The sequence below is a fragment of the Shinella sp. GW821-FHT10F02 genome (genome assembly GCF_058809275.1).
In genome coordinates, this window is the sequence record NZ_JBXASL010000017.1 from 25,385 (window position 1) to 43,936 (window position 18,552).

Consider the following 18,552-nt stretch of genomic DNA (forward strand, 5'->3'; position numbering starts at 1 on the left):
CGGCCCGGTTTTGGAACCCTGTCGCGGCAAATGGGTTTTTTCGGGGAAGACCAGGAGGTGACCCATGTTTGTCGTTCTCGGAGCAACCGGCCATATCGGTGCAAACCTCGTGCGCGCGCTCGACCAGGCGGGCCAGCGGGTGATCGCCGTGCTGCACGATGCGGACAAGGCCGGCGCCATCGCGACGGCAAGGGTGGAGCCGGCGGTGGTCGACATCACCGACACGGAGGCCCTGCACAAGGTACTTCGCTGCGGCCACCGCGCCTTCCTGCTCAACCCGCCGGCCGATACGCGCGGCGACAGCGACGCCGCCGAGCTTGCGACGGCGCGCAGCATCACGGATGCGCTTGCGGGTTCGGGCCTCGAAAAGATCGTCGTCGCCTCGACCTATGGCGCGCAGAAGGGCGAGGCGATTGGCGACCTCTCGGTGCTCTACGACTTCGAGCAGCGGGCGAAGGCGAGCGGCATTCCCACCGCCATCGACCGTGCGGCCTATTATTACACCAATCTCGACCTGCTGCTGGACCCGGCGCGCGGCGGCACGCTGCCCACCGCCTTTCCGGCCGATATGGTGCTGCCGATGGTCTCGCCGACGGATCTGGCGGAAGCGGCCTATCGCCGGCTGGTGAGCGGGCTCGACGATGTCGGCATCCGCTATGTGGAAGGCCCGCGGGCCTATACGTTCCAGGATGTCGCCAACGCCTTTTCCGCCACGCTCGGCCGCCCGGTGGTGGTGGAGACCACGCCGCGGGAAGGCTGGGAGCAGAGTTTTCGCGAGGCCGGCTTTTCCGCCGAGGCGGCGCGCGCCTATGCCCGCATGACGGCGGCAACGGTGGACGCGCCGGCGCGGCCGGACAATCCGATCCGCGGTACGGTGACCTTGCAGGCCCATATCGACAGCCTGGTCGCCTCCGGCACGCGGTGAGCCGGAGGCGAGGGGGTTCTACTTCACGAAGGCCTTGCCGAGGCCCATGGCGCGTTCGACGATCATGATGACGGCGAGTGTCAGGAGGATGAGGAGCGCGGAGGCGGCGGCGACGAGCGGGTCGGCCTGGTTGTAGACGTAGTTGTAGAGTTCGACGGGCAGCGTGCTGATGCGCGGGCCGGTGAGGAACAGCGTGATCACCACCTCGTCGAAGGAAACGAGGAAGCACAGCGCCGCCGCCGCGACGATGCCGGGCGTCAGCATGGGCACGGTGACGCGGAAGAAGACGGTGAGCGGCTTGGCGCCGAGCGTCCTCGCCGCCTCCTCGCAGGCGCGGTCCTGCGTGCTGAGCGACACGGCCAGCACCCGAAGCGCATAGGGCAGCGTCACCACCAGATGGGCGAAGACCAGGCCGTGCATCGTCGCAAGCAGCCCGAAGGAGGCGAAGACGATGAGGATGGCGAGGCCGAGCACGATGGTGGGCAAAAGCAGCGGCGCGGTGAAGAGGTTGAACAGCAGGTCGCGGCCGGCGAAGGTGAGCCGCGTCATCACCCAGGCGGCGGGCACGGCGATGATAATCGACAGGGCCGTGACGATGGCCGCGAGCGACAGGCTCGTCCAGAAGGCCTGCAGCATCTGGCTGTTGGCAAACAGCGCCGAATACCAGCGTGTCGACCAGAAGGACGGCGGGAAGCGCAGCACCTGGTCGCCCGAAAAGGACAGCGGGAAGACGAGGATGACCGGCGCCAGCAGGTAGACGAAGAGGACGAAGACGAGGATGCGCATCGGCCAGGAGGTCTTGTGGATTTCCATCATCTTTCCCTCCTAATCGAGACGCCGCAGCACGGCGGAATAGGCCCACAATGCCGCACCGAAGACGATGAGCACGAGGATCGACAGCGTCGAGGCGAGCGGCCAGTTGAGCGTGACGATCGCCTGGTCGTAGATCTCGGTCGCCAGCAGGAACACCCGCCCGCCGCCCATCAGCTTGGGCGTGATGAAGGACGAGACGGCGAGCACGAAGCAGAGCAGGCAGCCGAGCGCGATGCCGGGCAGCGTCAGCGGCAGGATGACCTTCATGAAGGTGCGCGACGGCGTGGCGCCGAGCGTGCGCGCGGCCTCTTCCACCCGCGGATCGAGCCGGCCGAAGCCCGCCATCAGCGCGAGGATCATGTAGGGCATCAGGATTTCGGTCAGCCCGATGAAGACGCCCTTGATGTTGAACATCAGGCTCGGCGCCGGCAGGCCGAGCGCCTTGATGGCGCCGACCACCGGCCCATCGTCGACGAGGATGGCGATCCAGCCATAGGTGCGCACGACGGCGGAGGTCAGAAGCGGCGAGATGACAAGCACGGTGAGGAAGGTGCGCCAGGCGCCGGAGGCGCGGTGCAGGTAGAGCGCGATCGGATAGGAGACGACGAGCGTCGTCAGCGTGATCGCCAGGCTGATCCAGACCGAGTTGAACACCAGTTCGAGATAGAAGGGGTCGCTGAGCAGCCCCGCCCAGTTCTCCCAGGTGAAGACGGCCTCGATGCCGCCGCCGACGCGCGACTTGTTGAAGGAGTAACGCGCGAGGTTCAGCACCGGCAGGATGAAGCCGATCGCGTTGATGAGCGCGATGGGCAGGAGCAGGAGGACGGCGAGCTCGCCGTCGCGCCACTGGCGGGGTGCCGCCGGCACGGGGGTGGTGGTGGGAACGGCGCTCATTGTTCGCCCGCCGGATAAACGAGCGTGTCTTCCGCCGACCAGCCGAGCGTGACCGTGTCGCCGACGGCAAGCGGGCTGCGGTCGCGCCGCGTCGCCTCTTCCACGACCACCTCGGCATCGCCGACGCGCACGGCATATTGCACGAGGTCGCCGATGAAGGTGATGCCGGAGACGGCGCCCTTCACCCTGTTGGCGGTCTCGGCGGCGTCATCGATGCGGATGCGGTGCGGGCGTACAAGGATCTCGACGGCGCCGGGTGGCAGCGTCGTTGCGGAGCGAAGCTGGTGGCCGGCGGCCGTCAGCGTGCCCTCGGCGGTGATCGCGCCCTTGAGGCGGTTGGTGCGGCCGACGAAATTGGCGACGAAGGCGGTGGCCGGGCGTTCATAGACCTCGGTCGGCGTGCCGAACTGCTCGACGCGCCCGCCGCGCATCACCACGACGCGGTCGCACATCGACAGCGCCTCGACCTGGTCGTGCGTGACGAAGACGGCGGTGATGCCGCTTTGCTGCTGGAGCGCGCGGATCTGCACGCGCATCTCGTCGCGCAGCTTCGCGTCGAGGTTCGACAGCGGCTCGTCGAGGAGCAGGATCGACGGCTCGATGACGAGCGCGCGGGCAAGCGCCACGCGCTGCTGCTGGCCGCCGGACAGTTCCTTCGGCTTGCGGTGGGCGAGGTGGCCGAGCTGGACCATGTCCAGCGCCTGCGCCGCCCGGCTTTCCGCATCGCGCGACGGGATGTTGCGCATCTGGAGGCCGAACGCGACATTGCGCGTGACGTTCATGTGCGGAAACAGCGCATAGCTCTGGAACACCATGCCCATGTCGCGATCATGGATGGGAAGGCGCGTGATGTCGCGCCCTCCCACCATGATGCGGCCCCGGGAGGGTTTGTTGAGCCCGGCGATGATGCGCAGCGTCGTGGTCTTTCCGCATCCCGACGGGCCGAGGAAGGCGACCATCTCGCCCTTGCGGACCGAGAGGTCGAGCGCGGGGATGACGTTGACGGCGCCGAAGCTGACGCCGATCCCTTCCAGTCTGAGATGCTCTTCGGGTGCAGATGTCATCGGTTGCAGACCTCCATCAACGGCTGAGCGGGATGACGCGACGGCGCCACTGCTCGGTGATGGCATCGCGGATCTTGGCGACCTCGAGCCAGTTGATGTCGATCATCCTGTCCATAGCACCGGCGGCGGTGCGGCTCAGCGCCTTTTCCGAGATGAGGGCGGCGGCCTTGGAATTGGTCGGCGCGTAGAACATCTGCTCGGTGAAGGCGGCCTGCGCCTCCGGGCTGAGTGCATAGTCGATGAATTTCTTGGCGCTGTCGCTGGCGGGGCCGCCCTTGACGAGGCCGATCACGTTGATCTGGAAGCCGCTGCCTTCCTCCGGCAGCACAACGCCGAGCTTGCCGTCGGAGAGATCGGCATAGACCTGCGCGCGGGCATTCCAGCCGATGCCGATCGCCGCCGTGCCGCTGGAAATCGGCTGGTAGACGTCCGGCCGCGGTTCCCAGGTTTGCACGAGGGGGGCAAGCTCCGCCAAGCGGTTGATGCCGGCCTCGACGCTTTCGATGTAGTTGGTGCCGCCCGCCATCTTGTCGGTGAGGATGGTAAACGTCGTGCCCTGGATATCCGGCACGGCGGGAATGGAGACCTGCTTGGCATATTGCGCGTCCCACAGCGCATTCCACGAGGTGGGCACCGTCTTCACCTTGTCGGTGTTGTAGAGCAGGACGAGGTTGTCGAAGGTGACGCCGACGGCATTGACTCCTTCGGCCTTGGCCTGCGGGTAGAGGTCGGCGAGATGTTTCGTGACGCTCTCGTCCATCGGCGCGAAGATGCCCTCGTCGGTCGCGGCCTTGGCGACCGAGACGTCCATGATGGCGATGTCGATCTGCGGGGCGCTGGCCTGGGCGCGCAGCGTGCCGAGCATCTGGGCGGAGTTGGGCATGCCGTAGAATTCGACGGTAATGTCCGGATTGGCCTTCATGAAGGGCTCGACGACGGCCTTCACGTAGTTTTCCTGGAAGATGCCGGAATAGGCGGTGAGCACCACCGTATCGGCCATCGCCACCGAAGTGGCGAGGGCCATGGCAAGCGCGGCAAGGCCGGCGCGGGTTGCGTGTCTGGTCTTGGTCATGAGTTTTCCTCCACTCTTGGACCGAATTGTTCCCGTATGCTTATAGTTTGGGCCGCCTCAGGCGGCCGAGGCTTCCACGATTTTCGTGGCGCCGGATATGTCGGGCAGCTTCTCGCCCTTGCGCAGGCGTTCGAGCAGCACGAGTTCGCTTTCCTGCATGGCGAGCGCCTTGTCGACCGCCCACTCCGCCTTCGACGGATCAAGCACCAGCACGCCGCTTTCATCCGCAATCACGGCGTCGCCCGGATTGACCGTCTGCCCGCCGACCGAGACCGGCACGTTGATCGCGCCTTCGAGCCCCAGGATCTTGGTGGTGATCGGCGAGGGGCCGCGGCACCACATGGGCAGGTCGACGCGGCGGATCTCGGAGAAATCCGTCGCCGGGCCATCGATGACCGCGCCGACGATGCCGCCGAGCTTCATCGAATGGGTGACCACGCCGCCCCAGCAAGCATGTTTGTCATCGCCGCAGCGGTCGACGACGATGAAATCGCCCGGCCGCACCAGCTTGGTGAGATAGTGCAGGATGGTCGAATCCGCATGGGGCAGGCGCACGGTGACGGCCGTGCCACCGACGCGCTTTTCCGGCAGGACGGCGCGCAGTTCCCGGTTCAGGAAACCCGAATGCAGGAAATGGCCGACGGTCGCGGTCTCGACCTGTTCCATCTTCTTTATGAGTGCCGGAGCGATCTGCTGCGGCATGGGGTTGACGATGAACATGGCTCTTTCCTTCACAGAACGTGATGCTGGGCGACGGGCACGTCGCGGCGCACGCTGCCGATGCGGTCGAGGTCGAGGCGGGCCGAGGCGGCGCTGACGCCATCCGAGCACTGGGCGACCATGTGGCCCCAGGGATCGATGACCATGGAATGGCCCCAGCACCACTTCTTGCCGTCGGCATGGGCACCGGCCTGGCCGACCGCGACGAAATAGGTCTGCGTCTCGATGGCGCGGGCGCGGGCGAGCACTTCCCAATGGTCCTTGCCGGTCATCAGCGTGAAGGCGGCGGGAAGCACGATGACATCGGCGCCCTTGTCGCGCAGTGCGCGGAACAGTTCCGGGAAGCGGATGTCGTAGCAGATGGCGCAGCCGACCGTGGTGTCGCCGACCTTGTAGGTCACCACGTCCTCGCCGCGGCCGATCGTGTCGGATTCGCGGTAGGAGACGCCGCCGGGCGTGTCGACGTCGAACAGGTGGATCTTGCGGTATTTCGCGATTTCCTTGCCCTCGGGGCCGAAGACCACGGTGGCGTTGTAGTGGCTGTTGCCGGCCTTCTCGACCATCGAGCCGGCATGCAGCGTCACGCCGAGTTCCTTGGCGAGGGCTGCGAAGCGCTGGTAGGTCGGGCCGTCCGGGAAGCTCTCGCCGCTGCCGTGCACCGCATCGCGACCCTCGCCGAGAAAGGCGAAATATTCCGGCAGAACCACCAGGTCCGGCCCCTCGGCGGCGACCACGTCGCGCACCATGCGCTCGGCGTCGTCGAGGTTTTTCGCTTTGTCGGAACCGGAATTCATTTGCACAATACTGATCTTCATCGAAGTCCTCCAAGTCTCAGTCCGGGTATCGTCAGGCCAGAAGATTGGAATGACAAACGACAAAGAATTGTCGTCCCTGATAGAAAAAACTTGTGTGGACGCTCTTTAGGCCGAGATGCCGGTCGTGTCGAGCGAAGCCTCTCTGGCAATGACCGAAAGCATTGAGGGGATTAGGTTTTCCGGGTCGTCGGCATAGACCGCATGGAGTTTTAAGGCTGGAAATTGCGGGGTGATCGACAGGCGCTCCACCACGCCTTCGGCAATCATCGGCACCACCATGGGCACCGGCAGCAGCGCCACGCCGATGCCGTCGCGGGCCAGCCGAAGCATGGCGGAGAGCGAGTTGGAATTGGAAATGACCGGCGGCTGCACGCCCATTTCCTCGAACTGCCGCAGCAGCCAGATATGCGGCACGCTGTTGCGCGAGAAGGTCAGAACGGGGTGCTCGGCGAGGTCGTGCAACGTGAGTTCGCGCCCGCCGAGACCGAAGGACGGCGTCGCCACCCAGGCGCATTCCATCGTGCCGAGATCGATGTTCTTCAGGCCGGGGGTGAGCACCGGGCCCATCAGCAGCGCGAGGTCGAGCCGGCGCTCGCTGATGTCCTTGCCGATCGCCAGCGACGTGTCGACGTTGAGATCGAGGCCGAGGGCGGGAAAGCGCTCCTTCACCCGCTCGATGAAATTGGGCAGCCAGGCATGCACGATGGAATCGATGGTGCCGATCGACACGGTGGCGCGCAAATGCTGCGGGCTGCCGATCGCCACCTTGAAGCTGGTGGCGGCCTTCAGCAGTTCTTCCGCCGGCTGCATGGCGCGCTGGCCGATGGTGGAGAGCCGCACGCCGCCCGGCACGCGCTCGAAGAGTTCGCAGCCCATCTCCGCTTCCAGGCTGGCGATGCGGTTGGAGACGGCGGCCTGGGTGGCGTTCAGCCGGTCGGCGGCGGCGCGAAAGCTGCCGAGCCGGGCCACCCAGACGAATGTTTCGACGAAACGCAGGTTCATGGCATGTCCCCCCGTTCCGTCGATACAGTCACAGCCGCGCGGTTTCCACGCGTTTTTTCGCTACTCGGCGGGCGTCGCGTTGAAATCGGCGCCGCGATCGGCGTCGAGGATCGCGTCGATGGCGATCAGCTCCGGCATCTTCAACCCCTTGGCGCCGCCGCGCGAGGCGAGCAGGTAGCCGAGATAGACCGCGCCGATGGCGAACATGATCGCCACATAGGACCAGGGTTTTGCGAAGGAGGCATCGCGGAAGATCGCAAGCTCGAAGGCGAGCCAGGCGATGGCGAGCACCAGCACCGGCACCTCCCATTTGCCGAGCGAAAAGCCCTGGCTCGGCGGCAGCTGGTGGCGCTTGGCGGCATACATCAGCACGGTCACCGCATAGATGATCGCCGGCAGCAGCGTGGCGGCGGAAAACAGCGAGAACAGCGCATCCGTCTGCTGCGAGAACAGCGCCAGGATGATCTCGCCGATGGCGGCGACCAGGATCGTCGCATTGACCGGCGTGTGCAGCGTCGGGCTGATCTTGTGCCAGAGCTGCCAGCCCGGGAACCGCTCGTCGCGCGACATGGCCCAGACGAGGCGCGTGCCGGAGAGAAGGATGACGAGGCCGCAGGAGAAGATGGAGATCACCACCAGCACCAGGAGGATATTGCCGACGACCGGGCCGAGCACGCGGGAGATGACGTCAGCAATGGGCGTCGCCGAGCTGCCGATCGCTGCCGGATCGCCGAGAAGCGCGGTAATGGCGACGAGGAACAGCATGCCGATGATGCCGAGGCTCAGCACCGCCTGCCACATGGCCTTGGGCACGACGCGCGCCGGCTCGCGGGTTTCTTCCGCAAGGTTGGCGGCGGATTCGAAGCCGACGATGGTGAAGGCGCCGAGCAGCGTGCCCATGATCCACGGGCCGACTTTGGTCAGTTCGCCAAACCCGTAATAGCCCTCCGGCGAGATGGTGCCGGTGCTGACGAGGTTGGAGAAGTCCAGTTCGTTGTTGAGGTAGCCGGCGGCGAAGAGCAGCACGACGAGGCCGATCATGCCGACGAGCTGGATGGTGACGGCGACGGCGTTGAAGCGCTGGGTGAATTTCGTCGAAAACGCGATCATCACCGCCTGCACGACGATGACGAGGCTGGTGATCCACCAGGCATTCGTCGGCGTGCCCTCATAGCCGAACAGCACCGGCAGCACGGTGGAGGCGATGGTGTAATCCACCGCGCAGAGCACGATGGCGAGGAAGGTGAAGCTGATCCAGCCCATGATCCAGCCGAAAACCGGATTGGAGATGCGCGAGGCCCATTGGTAGACATAGCCCGTGACGGGTATGCGCGCGGACAGCGAGCCGAGGATGAAGGCGACCATCAGCTGGCCGACGACGACGACCGGCCAGGTCCAGATGCCCATCGGCCCAGACGTCGAGAGCATGGCGCCATAGGCGGTGAAGATGCCGGTGGCGATCGACACGAAGCCGAAGGCGACGGCGAAGGACTGGAAGGCGGTGACGTCGCGTTTCAGCGTGTCGTGCTCGCTTGCATGGTGTGTCGTGCTGTTCATGGTTCTCCTCCTGTTGAAAATTCAGTTCATGCCGGAAAGTCGCGCTCGGCCTCGCTCCACAGGCTGACCCGGCGGCCGCGTTCCTTGAAGAAGTCGATCTCGCGGGCGACGCCCGCACTTTCCTTCCAACCCGGTTCGTCGATTACGATCAGCTCCTCCATCGCCTCCATGAAGAGCGCATCGACCGGCGCCCAGAGGCGGCCGATCGCCGCCTTGTCGAGATGGGCGAGCTGGCCGTTGATCGGGTGCGACATGGAGACCTGGCTGAACACGGCCGCTCCATTCGCCACGATGCGGGCGGCGACCGCGTTGGAAATGTCGAAGCGCCGTTCCACGACGGCTTTGTCCGCATGCCCGTAGGGGCACGCGAGGAAGATTTTTCGCATGTCTGGCTCCGTGAGGTTTTGGGATGCGGCTGGCGGCGTCACCGCCAGGCGCGCGCCCTTTCGATGGCTTTGGCGAAGCGGGCATGGTCGGAGGCCCCGACCGTGCCGTCCGGCTTGAAGGTCTTTGCGGCGGTGCGCGCGCCGCGGACGTCGACACCGGCGAGTTCCGCGAGGCCCAGCGCCGTCAGCTCGTGCATCGGTGCCACCGTGATCGCGCGGTTGCTGGCCGAGGCGAGGAACTGGGCGAAGTAAGCGCTCTGCGACAGGCCGCCGTCGATGGAGATGCTGGGGCCGAGTTCGCCGACCTTGGCGGCCGCCTCGATCAGCCCGACGGTCAGCATGGCGATGCCTTCCAGCACCGCGCGCACCAGGTCGCGCCGGTCCGTCGCGTGGTCCATGCCGATGAAGAGGGGGGCGGCCTGGCGGTCCCAATAGGGCGCGGCAAGGCCCGACAGCGCCGGCACGAAGACGATGCCGCGGCTGAGCGCCGAGGGGCCTTCAAAGCTGCCGAGCTCCTCCATGGCCGAAAACAGGCCGATATCGCGCGCCCATTCCAGCGCCGAGCCCGCATCATAGACGCCGCCCTCGATGGCGAAGGTCGGGCCTTCGCCCGTTAAGTGCCAGGCGATGGTGGGCAGGAGATCGGATTCCGCCGGGCGCCTGTCGCCGGCGATCGCCAGCAGGAAGGCACCCGTGCCGAAGGTGATCTTGCAATCGCCCGGCTTGCGGCAATCATGGCCGAAGAGGGCCGCCTGCTGGTCGACGATCGAGACTTTTACCGGCGTGCCGGCGATCGTGCCGAAGCCGGCATCGACGGCGGCGATCTCCGGCAGGCACTGGCGCGGCACGCCGTGCAGCGCGCACATTTCCGCGCTCCAGGTGCCGGTCGCAAGGTCGATCAGGCCGGTGCGCGAGGCGGTGGCGAGGTCGGTGCGGAAGGTGCCGCAGAGCCGGTCGAGGAAAAAGGCGTCGGTGGTGCCGAGCCGCAGGCGGGTGGCCTCAAGGGCGGCGGCGACGGCGGGCAGGGTGTTTACCAGCCAGGAAAGCTTGCTTGCGGAAAAATAGGGATCGAGCGGCAGGCCGCTCACCGCCTTGGAGCGCGCTTCCGCCTCCGGGGGCAGGGCGGCGAGCGCCTCCGCCGTGCGCGAATCCTGCCAGACGATGACGGGCGACAGCGGTTTTCCGGTCTCCGCATCCCAGGCGAGGCAGCTTTCGCCCTGGTTGGAAATGGCTATGGCATCAACCGGCCCCGCACCCTCCAGCACCGCCTCGATATTGCGCAGCAGCTCTTCCGGATCGTGCTCCACCCAGCCGGGGGCGGGGTGGTGCTGCGCATGGCGGCGCGTGCCGGCGACGCGCCAGGCGCCGCCATCCTCGATGACGAGGCAACGGGTGGATGTCGTGCCCTGGTCTATGGCGGCTACCCGCATCTAGTCTTCCTCCCTGAAACGAAAATGCACGTTCTGCGCCTGCGGCGCATCCGGCGGAATGGGCACGAGGATGCGTCGTTCGGGCATCCAGAGGCCGCGCGCCTGCCAGACTTCCCGCCCGTCGAGTTCCAGCGACAACCGACCGCGCACGCGCCGCAGCACGCGGAGCTGGAACTGCCGGAAGGCCGGGGCGGACGCGGTGCGGCGCAGGATATTCGGCACGACGAGTTTTATCGGCGCATCGAAGGTGACGGGCACCGGGGCACCGTCCCCGGGGTCGCGTCCAAAATCCTCGGCGATGGCCCTGCCGATGGCGCGGCCCTCGCGATAGGCCCAGCCGCCGGTCTCCACCGCGCGCAGGACATTGCCGGCGGCGAACATGCGCGGATCGAGCGAGCGGCCCTGCTGGTCGACGGCCGGCCCGGCGCTGCCCGGGTCGATGCCCAGGGCCGATTGCAGGAACAGCGCGGATTCCGGGGTGAACTGCCCGGTGAGCAGCACGCCGTCGCAATCCAGCGTTTCGAGCTTTTCGGCGCGGCGGATGGTGACGGCCTCGACGCGCGAGCGGCCGAGAATGTCGACGATCTCGGCACCGCGGTGGAAGGGAATGCCCATCAGGCTCGGGAACCAGGTAAGCGGCGCGCGGGCGAGCGCATGGGCGCGGGGTTCGATCATCGCGACGGGCCTTGCGCCATGGCTGAGGCAGGTCAGCACCGCCGAGAGCGAGACGAGCTCGGAGCCGACGATCAGCGGGCGGCGGAAGGGCATGAGGCCATGAAACGCGAGATAGGATTGCAGCGTGCCCGTGGTCACGACGCCGATCGGCCGGTCGCCGGAGAGCAGGCGGGCGGAGCGCGGCTTTTCGCGCGCACCCGTCGTGACGAGGATGCGCTCGGCCGTCAGCTTTTCCACGCCGGGGCCGGCGGTCACGAGCAGAGAACCCTCGCCAAGCTCCACCACCGAATGCCCGGTGCGGATATCCACGCCGGCCTTCTCCGCTTCCCGCGTCAGCTTGCGGCCATAGGCGGCGCCGAAATAGACGCGGCCGAATTCCAGCATGCCGAAGGGCGAATGCGCACAATGCCGCGTCGCCCCGCCCAGCGCCGGCTCCCGATCGAGCAGAATGACCCGCCGGCCCTGCCGCCGAAGCTCGATCGCCGCCGCCACCCCGGAGGGTCCGCCACCAACGACCAGCACATCCGCATCGAGAGCGCTCATCGCCCGCCCTCCGTGTCGATCGCGAGCGGCGTAGCGAGCTTGCCCTTGGTCATCTCCGCCAGCCGCGCATTGCAATAAAACCCCTGGCAGCGGCCCATGCCGGCGCGGGTGCGGCGGCGCAGGCCGCCGAAATCGCCGGGGGGCACGGGGCTTGAAAAGGTCGCCTCGATCTCGCGGCGCGTCACCAGCTCGCAGTGGCAGACGATCTCGCCATGGTCCGGCCGCTGCCAGTCGCGCTCGCGGCATTCGGCGAGGTTGGGCGTGGCGATGTCGGGCGCCTGCGCGGGCGGCGTGAAGGGGCCGGCGAAACCCGCATGGAGTTTCAGCGCGTGCTGCGCGAGGCCGAGGGCGGAGCTGAGGCCGGTCGAGCGGATGCCGCCGAGCGTGATGGCGCGCTGGTCCGGCCGCGCGAAGACGCGGTAGCCCTTCTCTTCGCTGGCGGGCCGCAGCCCGGCATAAAGCGCGGTGACGGGCATGCCGGCGAGTGCCGGCACGATCTCGGCCGCACGGGCGACGAGGGCTGCGAGCGTCTGCGTCTCGACGGTGGCGCGCACCCGGTCCTCCTGCTCCTCCGCCGTCGGGCCGACGAGCACATTGCCGAAGGCCGTGGGACAGACGACGATGCCCTTGGTCACTTCCGTGGGCACGGGCAGGATGATACGCGGCACATGGCGCGCGGCCGCCTTGTCGAGCACGACGAACTGGCCCTTGCGCGGCTTGATGCGGAAGCCGGGGGTGAAGCCGAGGCGGGTATCGACGACATCGCCGTAAAGCCCCGCCGTGTTGATCACGGTGTCGGCAAGGATCTCGCCCGCCGTCGTCTCCAGCCGCCAGCCGTTGTCGAAGGTGCCCTTGATCAGCTCCGCCCCGCGCAGGAAACGCGCGCCGAGCGCCACGGCCTGGGTGAGATAGGCGAGCGGCGCCGACCATGGATCGATGATGTGCTCGCCCGGCACTTCGAGGGCCGCGACGAGCCGGTCGGAGAGCGACGGCATGGCCGCGCGGGCCTCGTCGCCCGAGTGCAGCACCACGTCCGTCGTGCCGTTGTCGCGCGCCTGTTTTTCGATGCCGGCGAGTTTTTCGGCTTCCAGGGCGTTCCAGGCGCAGACATAGGCGCCGGTCGTCACTAAAGCGAGGTTCAGGCTGTCCCTGATCTCCAGATATTCCTGCCGGCCGGCGCGCACCAGTTCCAGTTCGAGGCTGCCGGGCGGCGCGTCGAAGCCGGTGTGCAGGATGGCGCTGTTGGCCTTGGAGGCGCCCGACAAGATATCGGCGCCCTTCTCGATCAGGATCACCCTGGCGCCGGCCAGCGCAAACCGCCGGGCGACCGCACAGCCGACGACGCCCGCGCCGATAATGGCGACATCGTAGGTCTCCCCGGTCTGCGGCTGGAGTGGCACGGCATTCTCTCCCGTTCGGTCACATTATGACTGAACGGTATAAACTAAATGACCGAATGTAAAGCGGGATGGCGGAGCGAGAAGGCCACGAGACGCTCGCAAGGGATGCGAAAGCGCGATTTCTGGGGCAAAGCGAAATACGTCGAAATGACTGAACGGTCGGAATTCAGTCATTGACTTGACCGAACCGCAGGATACAACGGGAGAAATTCTGCAAATCGCGCGAATTCCTGCGCGAATCTGTGCTTGCAAGGGGGCGCCGTGAGGCCGGCCGATCGCCACGAAAAAATTGTGAAGCTCGTGCACAAGGCGGGCGAAGTGAGCGTCGACGACCTCGCCCAGACGCTCGGCGCCTCGCGCGAGACGATCCGCCGCGACCTCGCCAATCTCGATGCGATGGGCCGCCTGAAAAAATTCCACGGCGGTGCGCGCGTCCGCTCCAACACCGCGGTGGAGCCGGCGGTGGAGGGGCCTTTCGCGCTGCGCATGGCGGAAAACCTGCCGGCCAAGCGCCGCATCGCGCATGCTGCGGCGAGCCTGCTTGCGCCCGGCGACGCCGTCTTCATCGACACCGGCACGACGACGCTGATCCTCGCCGAGGCGCTGGTCGACCTGCCGGCGCTGGTCGTCGTCACCAATTCCTGGCGCATCGCCGCCACGCTGTCGGCCAATCCGGACCACAAGGTTTTCCTGATCGGCGGCGCCTATGGCGCGGATGCGGGCGAATCGCTCGGCCAGTTCGCGGTGGAACAGATCCGGAAATTCCGCGCCCGCCACGCCTTCCTCACCGTCGGCGCGGTGGACGAACATGCCGTGATGGATTTCGACGCCGAGGTGACCGAGGTGGCGCAGACCATGATCGAGCGCGTCGACAGCGTCACGGTGCTGGCGGACGCCTCGAAATTCGGCAAGCGCGGGATTTTCGAGGTCGCCCCCTGGGGCAATATCGACCGCCTCGTCACTGACGAGGCCCCGCCCGCCGCGATTGCGGAAGCGCTTAAGGGCGCGGGCACCGAAATCGTCGTCGCCTAGATCAGCCCGACGATTTGAGGCGGGCCGCCCGCTATTCCTTCGCCGAATCCCGCCAGGCGCGCTCGAACGGCAGGCGCCAGGCGTGGGGCGCGATGAGCTGGTGGATCGACTTCGGCCCCCAGCCGCCCTGGTCGTAGAGCCGCACCGGCGGCGGGTTGTCGAGTAGCGGCTGGGAGACCTCCCAGAGCCGCTCGATGCCCTCGGCGGTGGTGAACAGCGTGTGGTCGCCGCGCATCGCATCCAGGATCAGCCGCTCATAGGCCTCCAGCACTTCGCCGATCAGGCCGGTTTCGCTCATGGCGAATTGCAGCGACAGCTTGTCCAGCCGGAAGCCCGGGCCGGGGCGCTTGCCGTAGAAGGACAGCGAGACCTTGGAGGCATCGGCAAGGTCGAAGGTGAGATGGTCCGGACCCTGCGCGCCGACGCCGGAGCCCGCCGGGAACATGGATTTTGGCGGTTCGCGGAAGGCGATCGAGATGATGCGCTGCCCTTCGGCAAGGCGTTTTCCCGTGCGCAGGAAGAAGGGCACGCCGGCCCAGCGCCAGTTGTCGATGGCGCATTTGAGCGCGATGAACGTGTCGGTGTCGCTTTCCGGGTCCACGCCCGGCTCCTTGCGGTAGCCGATATATTGCCCGCGCACCACGTCGCGCGGCTCGATCGGCAGCATGGAGCGGAACACCTTGTTCTTCTCCTCGGAGATCGGCGCCGGCTCCAGCGCGGTCGGCGGCTCCATCGCCATGAAGGCGAGGATCTGGAAGAGGTGCGTCACGACCATGTCGCGATAGGCGCCGGTCGTCTCGTAGAAGGCGGCGCGGGTCGCAAGGCCGAGCGTTTCCGGCACGTCGATCTGCACATGATCGATGAAATTGCGGTTCCAGATCGGCTCGAACAGGCCGTTGCCGAAACGGAAGGCCAGGATGTTCTGCGCCGGTTCCTTGCCCAGGAAGTGGTCGATGCGGAAGATCTGCTTTTCGTCGAAGACCTCGTGCAGCTTCTTGTTGAGCTCCACGGCGCTGGCGAGGTCCGTGCCGAAGGGCTTTTCCATGATGATGCGGCAGCGCTCCACCAGCTGCGCTTCGGCGAGAAGCTGCACGGCGGGAAGGGCTGCCTTCGGCGGCACGGACAGGTAGTGCACGCGCCGCGTCTCCGGCCCCAGCGCTTCCTCCGCCCGCTCGACGGCCGCCTTCAGCGCGCCCGCGCCGGCATTGAGCGGCACATAGTCGAGGGATGCGGCGAAGGCCTCCCATTCGGCCTCGGTAAACTTGCGGGTCAGGAACTTGTCCAGCGATTCGCGGGCGATGGTGCGGAAGCTGTCCGCATTGATGTCGTCGAGCGACACGCCGACGATGCGGCAGCCGGGAATGAAGCCGGCATTGATGAGGTGGAACAGCCCTGGCAGCAGCTTGCGCCGGGAAAGATCGCCCGTCGCACCGAACAGCACGACGACCTGTGGAAAACCGGGACCGACCCGGGTGGAATTCTTGCGCAAAGTGCCCGTCCCCAACTCTTGGCCGATGCTCTCGGCACCAGACGCGACCACGCCCGGCCTGCGCCGTCGCGAAGCAGTCGTCTTCGTGCCTGAGGCCACAACAAACCCTCACCGATTTCAGGTGGAGTAGACGCATGGATTGGCAAGCCGATCAAGGGGGTATCGAAGCCGGCGGGTGCCGGCTTCGACCGCGTTCGTTCGTTACATCGCCGGCAGCACCGCGATGTCGCGCAGGTCGCTGTCGACGCCGCTGATATCGCCGACTTTCGTCGCGGCGCCGGTCTCCAGGTTGACGGTGTAGAGCGTCTTCCCGGCGGCGAGGAAGGCGGTGTTCGTGCCGTCTTCCGTTGCCTGCACATCGAAGGCGTAGGCGGCGGGCATCGGCTCGATGCCGAGCTTGCCGATCGCCTTCAGCGTGCCGTCGTTCGGCTTGGTCTGCTGGATGAGGGCGCCGATCGTGGCATCGAGATTGTACATCGCCGTCTTCTCCGGCTTGCCGAAGGAATTGGTATAGGCGGCGGCGACGATGTTCGGGGTCTCGCCCTTGTGCATGTCGCCCTCTTCGTAGGCGAGCGTGCCGTCCACCGTGACGGCGCCGGTATCCGGGTGGACGCGATGGTTGGTCGTGCCGGTCATGAAGCGCAGGCGATCGGCCATCGGGTTGAAATCGACGACGACCGGCGCTTCGGAGAGATCGAGCATCTTGTCCATCTTCGCGACGTCGGTTGCCGCGCCGCTCTCCAGATCAATCGAGACGATGCGGTGGTCCGTGGTGACGCCGATGACGGTCTTGTTGCCGGGGCGGAAATCGATGCCGAGGAGCTTGTCGACGCCGCCGACCTCCATGGTTTTCGAGACGGCGGGCTTTTCCGTGTCGAACAGCACGAGCGTCTTGTCGCCGGCAAGGCCGAGGACGGGTGCGGCAGACGCCGTGGTGGCGAGAAGGCCGATGGCGAGGGAGGCGGTGAGGGCGTGGAAGTGCTTGGTCATGTCGTTCTCCGGTGCTTTTGGCGTTAGAGAGAGGAAATGCTCTCCATCCGAAGACACATGGCGGGTGGCCTTTGGATGCAGCGTGCAAAAAAATATTTGCACGCTGCATCCAGCAGGGCTGTCCGGGTGTCTTCCTGTCACCAATGCCGGAGAGATGACTGGACGAAATCATGCGGATGATGGCAATTGCTTTTCAGGAAACCGCGGCCGACTGCAATGTTCGACGGAAAGAGGGTGGATTGGCTTTTAGACCTGACGATCCGGACGAACTGGAAGCCGCGGTGCTCGCCTGCGCCAGGGGAGAGCGAAGCGGGCTCCGCCTGATCTTCGATCGCGAAAGCGGCCGGCTGGTCGCCGTCGCCCAGCGCATCGTGCGCCGGCGCGAGCTTGCCGAAGAGGTCGTGCAGGAGGCCTTCATCCGCATCTGGACCCATGCGCATCAATATTCGCGGGAGAGGGGTTCGGCGCGCGGCTGGATCTATGCCATCGTCCGCAACCGCGCGCTCAACCTGCTGCGCGACGGCGGGCGCGAGGAGGCGGTCGACGACATCGAGGCATTGCAGGACCGCGACCATGCCAGCGAGGTCATGGCGGCCTGGCAGATGCTCGACCGCGACAGCCGCCTGCGCGAATGCCTCGACGGGCTGGAAGAAACGCGGCGCAGCGGCATTCTCATGGCCTATGTGGGCGGCTACACCCATGGCGAGATCGCCGGGCGCTTGCGCCTGCCGCTCGGCACGACCAAGTCGTGGATACGGCGCGGCCTTTCGGCGTTGAGGGAGTGCATGTCATGACCGGCGGTAGAGAGGACGTGCTTTCGCTTGCGGACGAATATGTGCTGGGCCTGCTGGATGCCGGCGAGGCGGCGGCCGTGGATGCCCGCATCGAGCACGATGAAGCCTTGCGCGCAGCAGTCGCGGCCAGCCGCGAGCGCTTCCTGCCGCTCGACACCCAGCTTGCGCCGGCCGCTGTCGACGATGGTCTGTGGCGCCGGATCGAGGCGAACCTGCCGGCGCGCGGCGAGGCCCCTCCGGTTGCCGCCCCGGCAAACGACAACAGGCGCTCCGGCTGGCGGCTGGCAGCGCTTTCCTCCTTTGCCGCCACGCTGCTTTTGACGGCGGGTCTCGTCTGGAGCCTCGGCCGCACGGTCGAGCCGGTGGTGATTGCGGTCCTCCTCAACGAGGCCGGCGAGGTGCAGGCGGTCGTCGAGGATTTTGGCAACGACACGGCCAATGTGCGCCTGCTCAGCGCCTTCGAGGTGCCGGCCGACAAGACAATCCAGGTCTGGACGCTTCCCTCGCGCGAGCTCGGCCCCGTTTCGCTCGGCCTTCTGGACGGCAGCCGGTCCGCCCGGCTGGAAGGGCCGACATTGCCCGATCCGAACGAAGACCAGCTTTATGAACTGACGCTCGAACAGGCCGGCGGCTCCACGTCAGGCCGTCCCACCGGGCCGATCCTCGCCAAGGGCTTTGCCAAGGCGGTGCACTAACGCGCACCGCGCTTAGGGCACGGTTATCGCATATGGCGGGAAACCGTTGCAGCTTTCCCCTTCTCCCCCGCGGGGAGAAGGTGGCCCGAAGGGTCGGATGAGGGGGTGATGTGGATGGAATTTTTCGCTTTTTTGCCTTCGGCATCCCCCTCATCCGCCTGCCGGCACCTTGTAACTTCCCTTTCACCGGGATTGGCGGTGTATTGCCGGTTGCGGTGGCGGATGAGAGGCCGCAGCACCTTTGGGCCTTGAAGCC

Annotated in this window: 18 protein-coding genes; 4 read left to right on the top strand and 14 right to left on the bottom strand. The window is 66.5% G+C overall.

Annotated elements, in window-relative coordinates; all coding sequences use genetic code 11:
* Positions 1-64: 64 nt before the first annotated feature.
* On the top strand, positions 65-925 hold the full coding sequence (locus AC1RWL_RS31675) for an NmrA family NAD(P)-binding protein (RefSeq protein WP_493097446.1): 861 nt from the start codon (positions 65-67) through the stop codon (positions 923-925).
* 18 nt (positions 926-943) lie between these two features.
* Here AC1RWL_RS31675 and AC1RWL_RS31680 read toward each other — a convergent pair whose 3' ends face one another.
* The 12 genes from AC1RWL_RS31680 to AC1RWL_RS31735 all read right to left on the bottom strand — a co-directional run bounded on the left by AC1RWL_RS31680 (position 944) and on the right by AC1RWL_RS31735 (position 13,296).
* Positions 944-1,738: an ABC transporter permease gene (locus AC1RWL_RS31680; protein WP_493097456.1), complete on the bottom strand. Its 795-nt coding sequence runs from the start codon at positions 1,736-1,738 to the stop codon at positions 944-946.
* Between the two features lie 12 nt (positions 1,739-1,750).
* Complete coding sequence (locus tag AC1RWL_RS31685) at positions 1,751-2,632, bottom strand: ABC transporter permease (RefSeq protein WP_256119150.1); 882 nt, start codon at positions 2,630-2,632, stop codon at positions 1,751-1,753.
* Positions 2,629-3,696 (bottom strand): ABC transporter ATP-binding protein, encoded by a 1,068-nt coding sequence (locus tag AC1RWL_RS31690; protein WP_319316278.1) that lies wholly within the window; start codon positions 3,694-3,696, stop codon positions 2,629-2,631. Before AC1RWL_RS31690 ends, AC1RWL_RS31685 begins: the two co-directional genes overlap by 4 nt.
* Positions 3,697-3,712: 16 nt before the next feature.
* Positions 3,713-4,768, bottom strand: coding sequence for an ABC transporter substrate-binding protein (locus AC1RWL_RS31695; RefSeq protein WP_493097447.1), 1,056 nt, complete (start codon positions 4,766-4,768; stop codon positions 3,713-3,715).
* Between the two features lie 57 nt (positions 4,769-4,825).
* Complete coding sequence (locus tag AC1RWL_RS31700; protein ID WP_256119153.1) at positions 4,826-5,488, bottom strand: RraA family protein; 663 nt, start codon at positions 5,486-5,488, stop codon at positions 4,826-4,828.
* 11 nt (positions 5,489-5,499) lie between these two features.
* On the bottom strand, positions 5,500-6,303 hold the full coding sequence (locus AC1RWL_RS31705) for a carbon-nitrogen hydrolase family protein (protein ID WP_439629455.1): 804 nt from the start codon (positions 6,301-6,303) through the stop codon (positions 5,500-5,502).
* A 105-nt stretch (positions 6,304-6,408) separates the two neighbouring features.
* Entirely contained in the window at positions 6,409-7,305 is an 897-nt protein-coding gene (locus AC1RWL_RS31710; protein ID WP_256119155.1) for a LysR family transcriptional regulator, read from the bottom strand.
* A gap of 60 nt (positions 7,306-7,365) precedes the next feature.
* Positions 7,366-8,862, bottom strand: a complete 1,497-nt coding sequence (locus AC1RWL_RS31715) for an amino acid permease (RefSeq protein ID WP_493097448.1) — start codon at positions 8,860-8,862, stop codon at positions 7,366-7,368.
* 26 nt (positions 8,863-8,888) lie between these two features.
* Complete coding sequence (locus AC1RWL_RS31720; protein ID WP_493097449.1) at positions 8,889-9,248, bottom strand: DUF1937 family protein; 360 nt, start codon at positions 9,246-9,248, stop codon at positions 8,889-8,891.
* 38 nt (positions 9,249-9,286) lie between these two features.
* On the bottom strand, positions 9,287-10,678 hold the full coding sequence (locus AC1RWL_RS31725) for an FGGY family carbohydrate kinase (protein WP_493097450.1): 1,392 nt from the start codon (positions 10,676-10,678) through the stop codon (positions 9,287-9,289).
* A complete protein-coding gene (locus tag AC1RWL_RS31730; RefSeq protein ID WP_493097451.1) occupies positions 10,679-11,896 on the bottom strand; it encodes an NAD(P)/FAD-dependent oxidoreductase in 1,218 nt (405 codons plus the stop codon).
* Positions 11,893-13,296, bottom strand: a complete 1,404-nt coding sequence (locus AC1RWL_RS31735) for an NAD(P)/FAD-dependent oxidoreductase (protein WP_493097452.1) — start codon at positions 13,294-13,296, stop codon at positions 11,893-11,895. The genes AC1RWL_RS31730 and AC1RWL_RS31735 overlap by 4 nt, the downstream gene beginning before the upstream one ends.
* A gap of 261 nt (positions 13,297-13,557) precedes the next feature.
* Between AC1RWL_RS31735 and AC1RWL_RS31740 the strand changes: the two genes are divergently transcribed.
* Positions 13,558-14,328, top strand: coding sequence for a DeoR/GlpR family DNA-binding transcription regulator (locus AC1RWL_RS31740; protein WP_256119161.1), 771 nt, complete (start codon positions 13,558-13,560; stop codon positions 14,326-14,328).
* Between the two features lie 31 nt (positions 14,329-14,359).
* Here the strand turns inward: AC1RWL_RS31740 and zwf are convergent, their stop codons facing one another.
* Positions 14,360-15,817 carry a glucose-6-phosphate dehydrogenase gene (zwf, locus tag AC1RWL_RS31745; protein ID WP_492649830.1) on the bottom strand — a complete coding sequence of 486 codons (1,458 nt, stop codon included), beginning with the start codon at positions 15,815-15,817 and terminating at the stop codon, positions 14,360-14,362.
* 201 nt (positions 15,818-16,018) lie between these two features.
* Complete coding sequence (locus AC1RWL_RS31750; RefSeq protein WP_493097453.1) at positions 16,019-16,807, bottom strand: DUF4394 domain-containing protein; 789 nt, start codon at positions 16,805-16,807, stop codon at positions 16,019-16,021.
* 239 nt (positions 16,808-17,046) lie between these two features.
* Between AC1RWL_RS31750 and AC1RWL_RS31755 the strand changes: the two genes are divergently transcribed.
* Together AC1RWL_RS31755 and AC1RWL_RS31760 are read left to right on the top strand one after the other, a co-directional pair.
* Positions 17,047-17,601: a sigma-70 family RNA polymerase sigma factor gene (locus AC1RWL_RS31755; RefSeq protein WP_439629441.1), complete on the top strand. Its 555-nt coding sequence runs from the start codon at positions 17,047-17,049 to the stop codon at positions 17,599-17,601.
* Positions 17,598-18,296, top strand: a complete 699-nt coding sequence (locus tag AC1RWL_RS31760) for an anti-sigma factor (protein ID WP_493097454.1) — start codon at positions 17,598-17,600, stop codon at positions 18,294-18,296. The genes AC1RWL_RS31755 and AC1RWL_RS31760 overlap by 4 nt, the downstream gene beginning before the upstream one ends.
* The last annotated feature ends 256 nt before the right edge of the window (positions 18,297-18,552 follow it).

Bases quoted from the DNA above. Each gene is read 5' to 3' on its own strand.
- AC1RWL_RS31690 (WP_319316278.1), bottom strand. From the start codon at position 3,696: ATGACATCTGCACCCGAAGAGCATCTCAGACTGGAAGGGATCGGCGTC.
- AC1RWL_RS31710 (WP_256119155.1), bottom strand. From the start codon at position 7,305: ATGAACCTGCGTTTCGTCGAAACATTCGTCTGGGTGGCCCGGCTCGGC.
- AC1RWL_RS31715 (WP_493097448.1), bottom strand. From the start codon at position 8,862: ATGAACAGCACGACACACCATGCAAGCGAGCACGACACGCTGAAACGC.
- AC1RWL_RS31730 (WP_493097451.1), bottom strand. From the start codon at position 11,896: ATGAGCGCTCTCGATGCGGATGTGCTGGTCGTTGGTGGCGGACCCTCC.
- AC1RWL_RS31680 (WP_493097456.1), bottom strand. From the start codon at position 1,738: ATGGAAATCCACAAGACCTCCTGGCCGATGCGCATCCTCGTCTTCGTC.
- AC1RWL_RS31725 (WP_493097450.1), bottom strand. From the start codon at position 10,678: ATGCGGGTAGCCGCCATAGACCAGGGCACGACATCCACCCGTTGCCTC.
- AC1RWL_RS31695 (WP_493097447.1), bottom strand. From the start codon at position 4,768: ATGACCAAGACCAGACACGCAACCCGCGCCGGCCTTGCCGCGCTTGCC.
- AC1RWL_RS31705 (WP_439629455.1), bottom strand. From the start codon at position 6,303: ATGAAGATCAGTATTGTGCAAATGAATTCCGGTTCCGACAAAGCGAAA.
- AC1RWL_RS31750 (WP_493097453.1), bottom strand. From the start codon at position 16,807: ATGACCAAGCACTTCCACGCCCTCACCGCCTCCCTCGCCATCGGCCTT.
- AC1RWL_RS31700 (WP_256119153.1), bottom strand. From the start codon at position 5,488: ATGTTCATCGTCAACCCCATGCCGCAGCAGATCGCTCCGGCACTCATA.
- AC1RWL_RS31760 (WP_493097454.1), top strand. From the start codon at position 17,598: ATGACCGGCGGTAGAGAGGACGTGCTTTCGCTTGCGGACGAATATGTG.
- AC1RWL_RS31685 (WP_256119150.1), bottom strand. From the start codon at position 2,632: ATGAGCGCCGTTCCCACCACCACCCCCGTGCCGGCGGCACCCCGCCAG.
- AC1RWL_RS31675 (WP_493097446.1), top strand. From the start codon at position 65: ATGTTTGTCGTTCTCGGAGCAACCGGCCATATCGGTGCAAACCTCGTG.
- AC1RWL_RS31720 (WP_493097449.1), bottom strand. From the start codon at position 9,248: ATGCGAAAAATCTTCCTCGCGTGCCCCTACGGGCATGCGGACAAAGCC.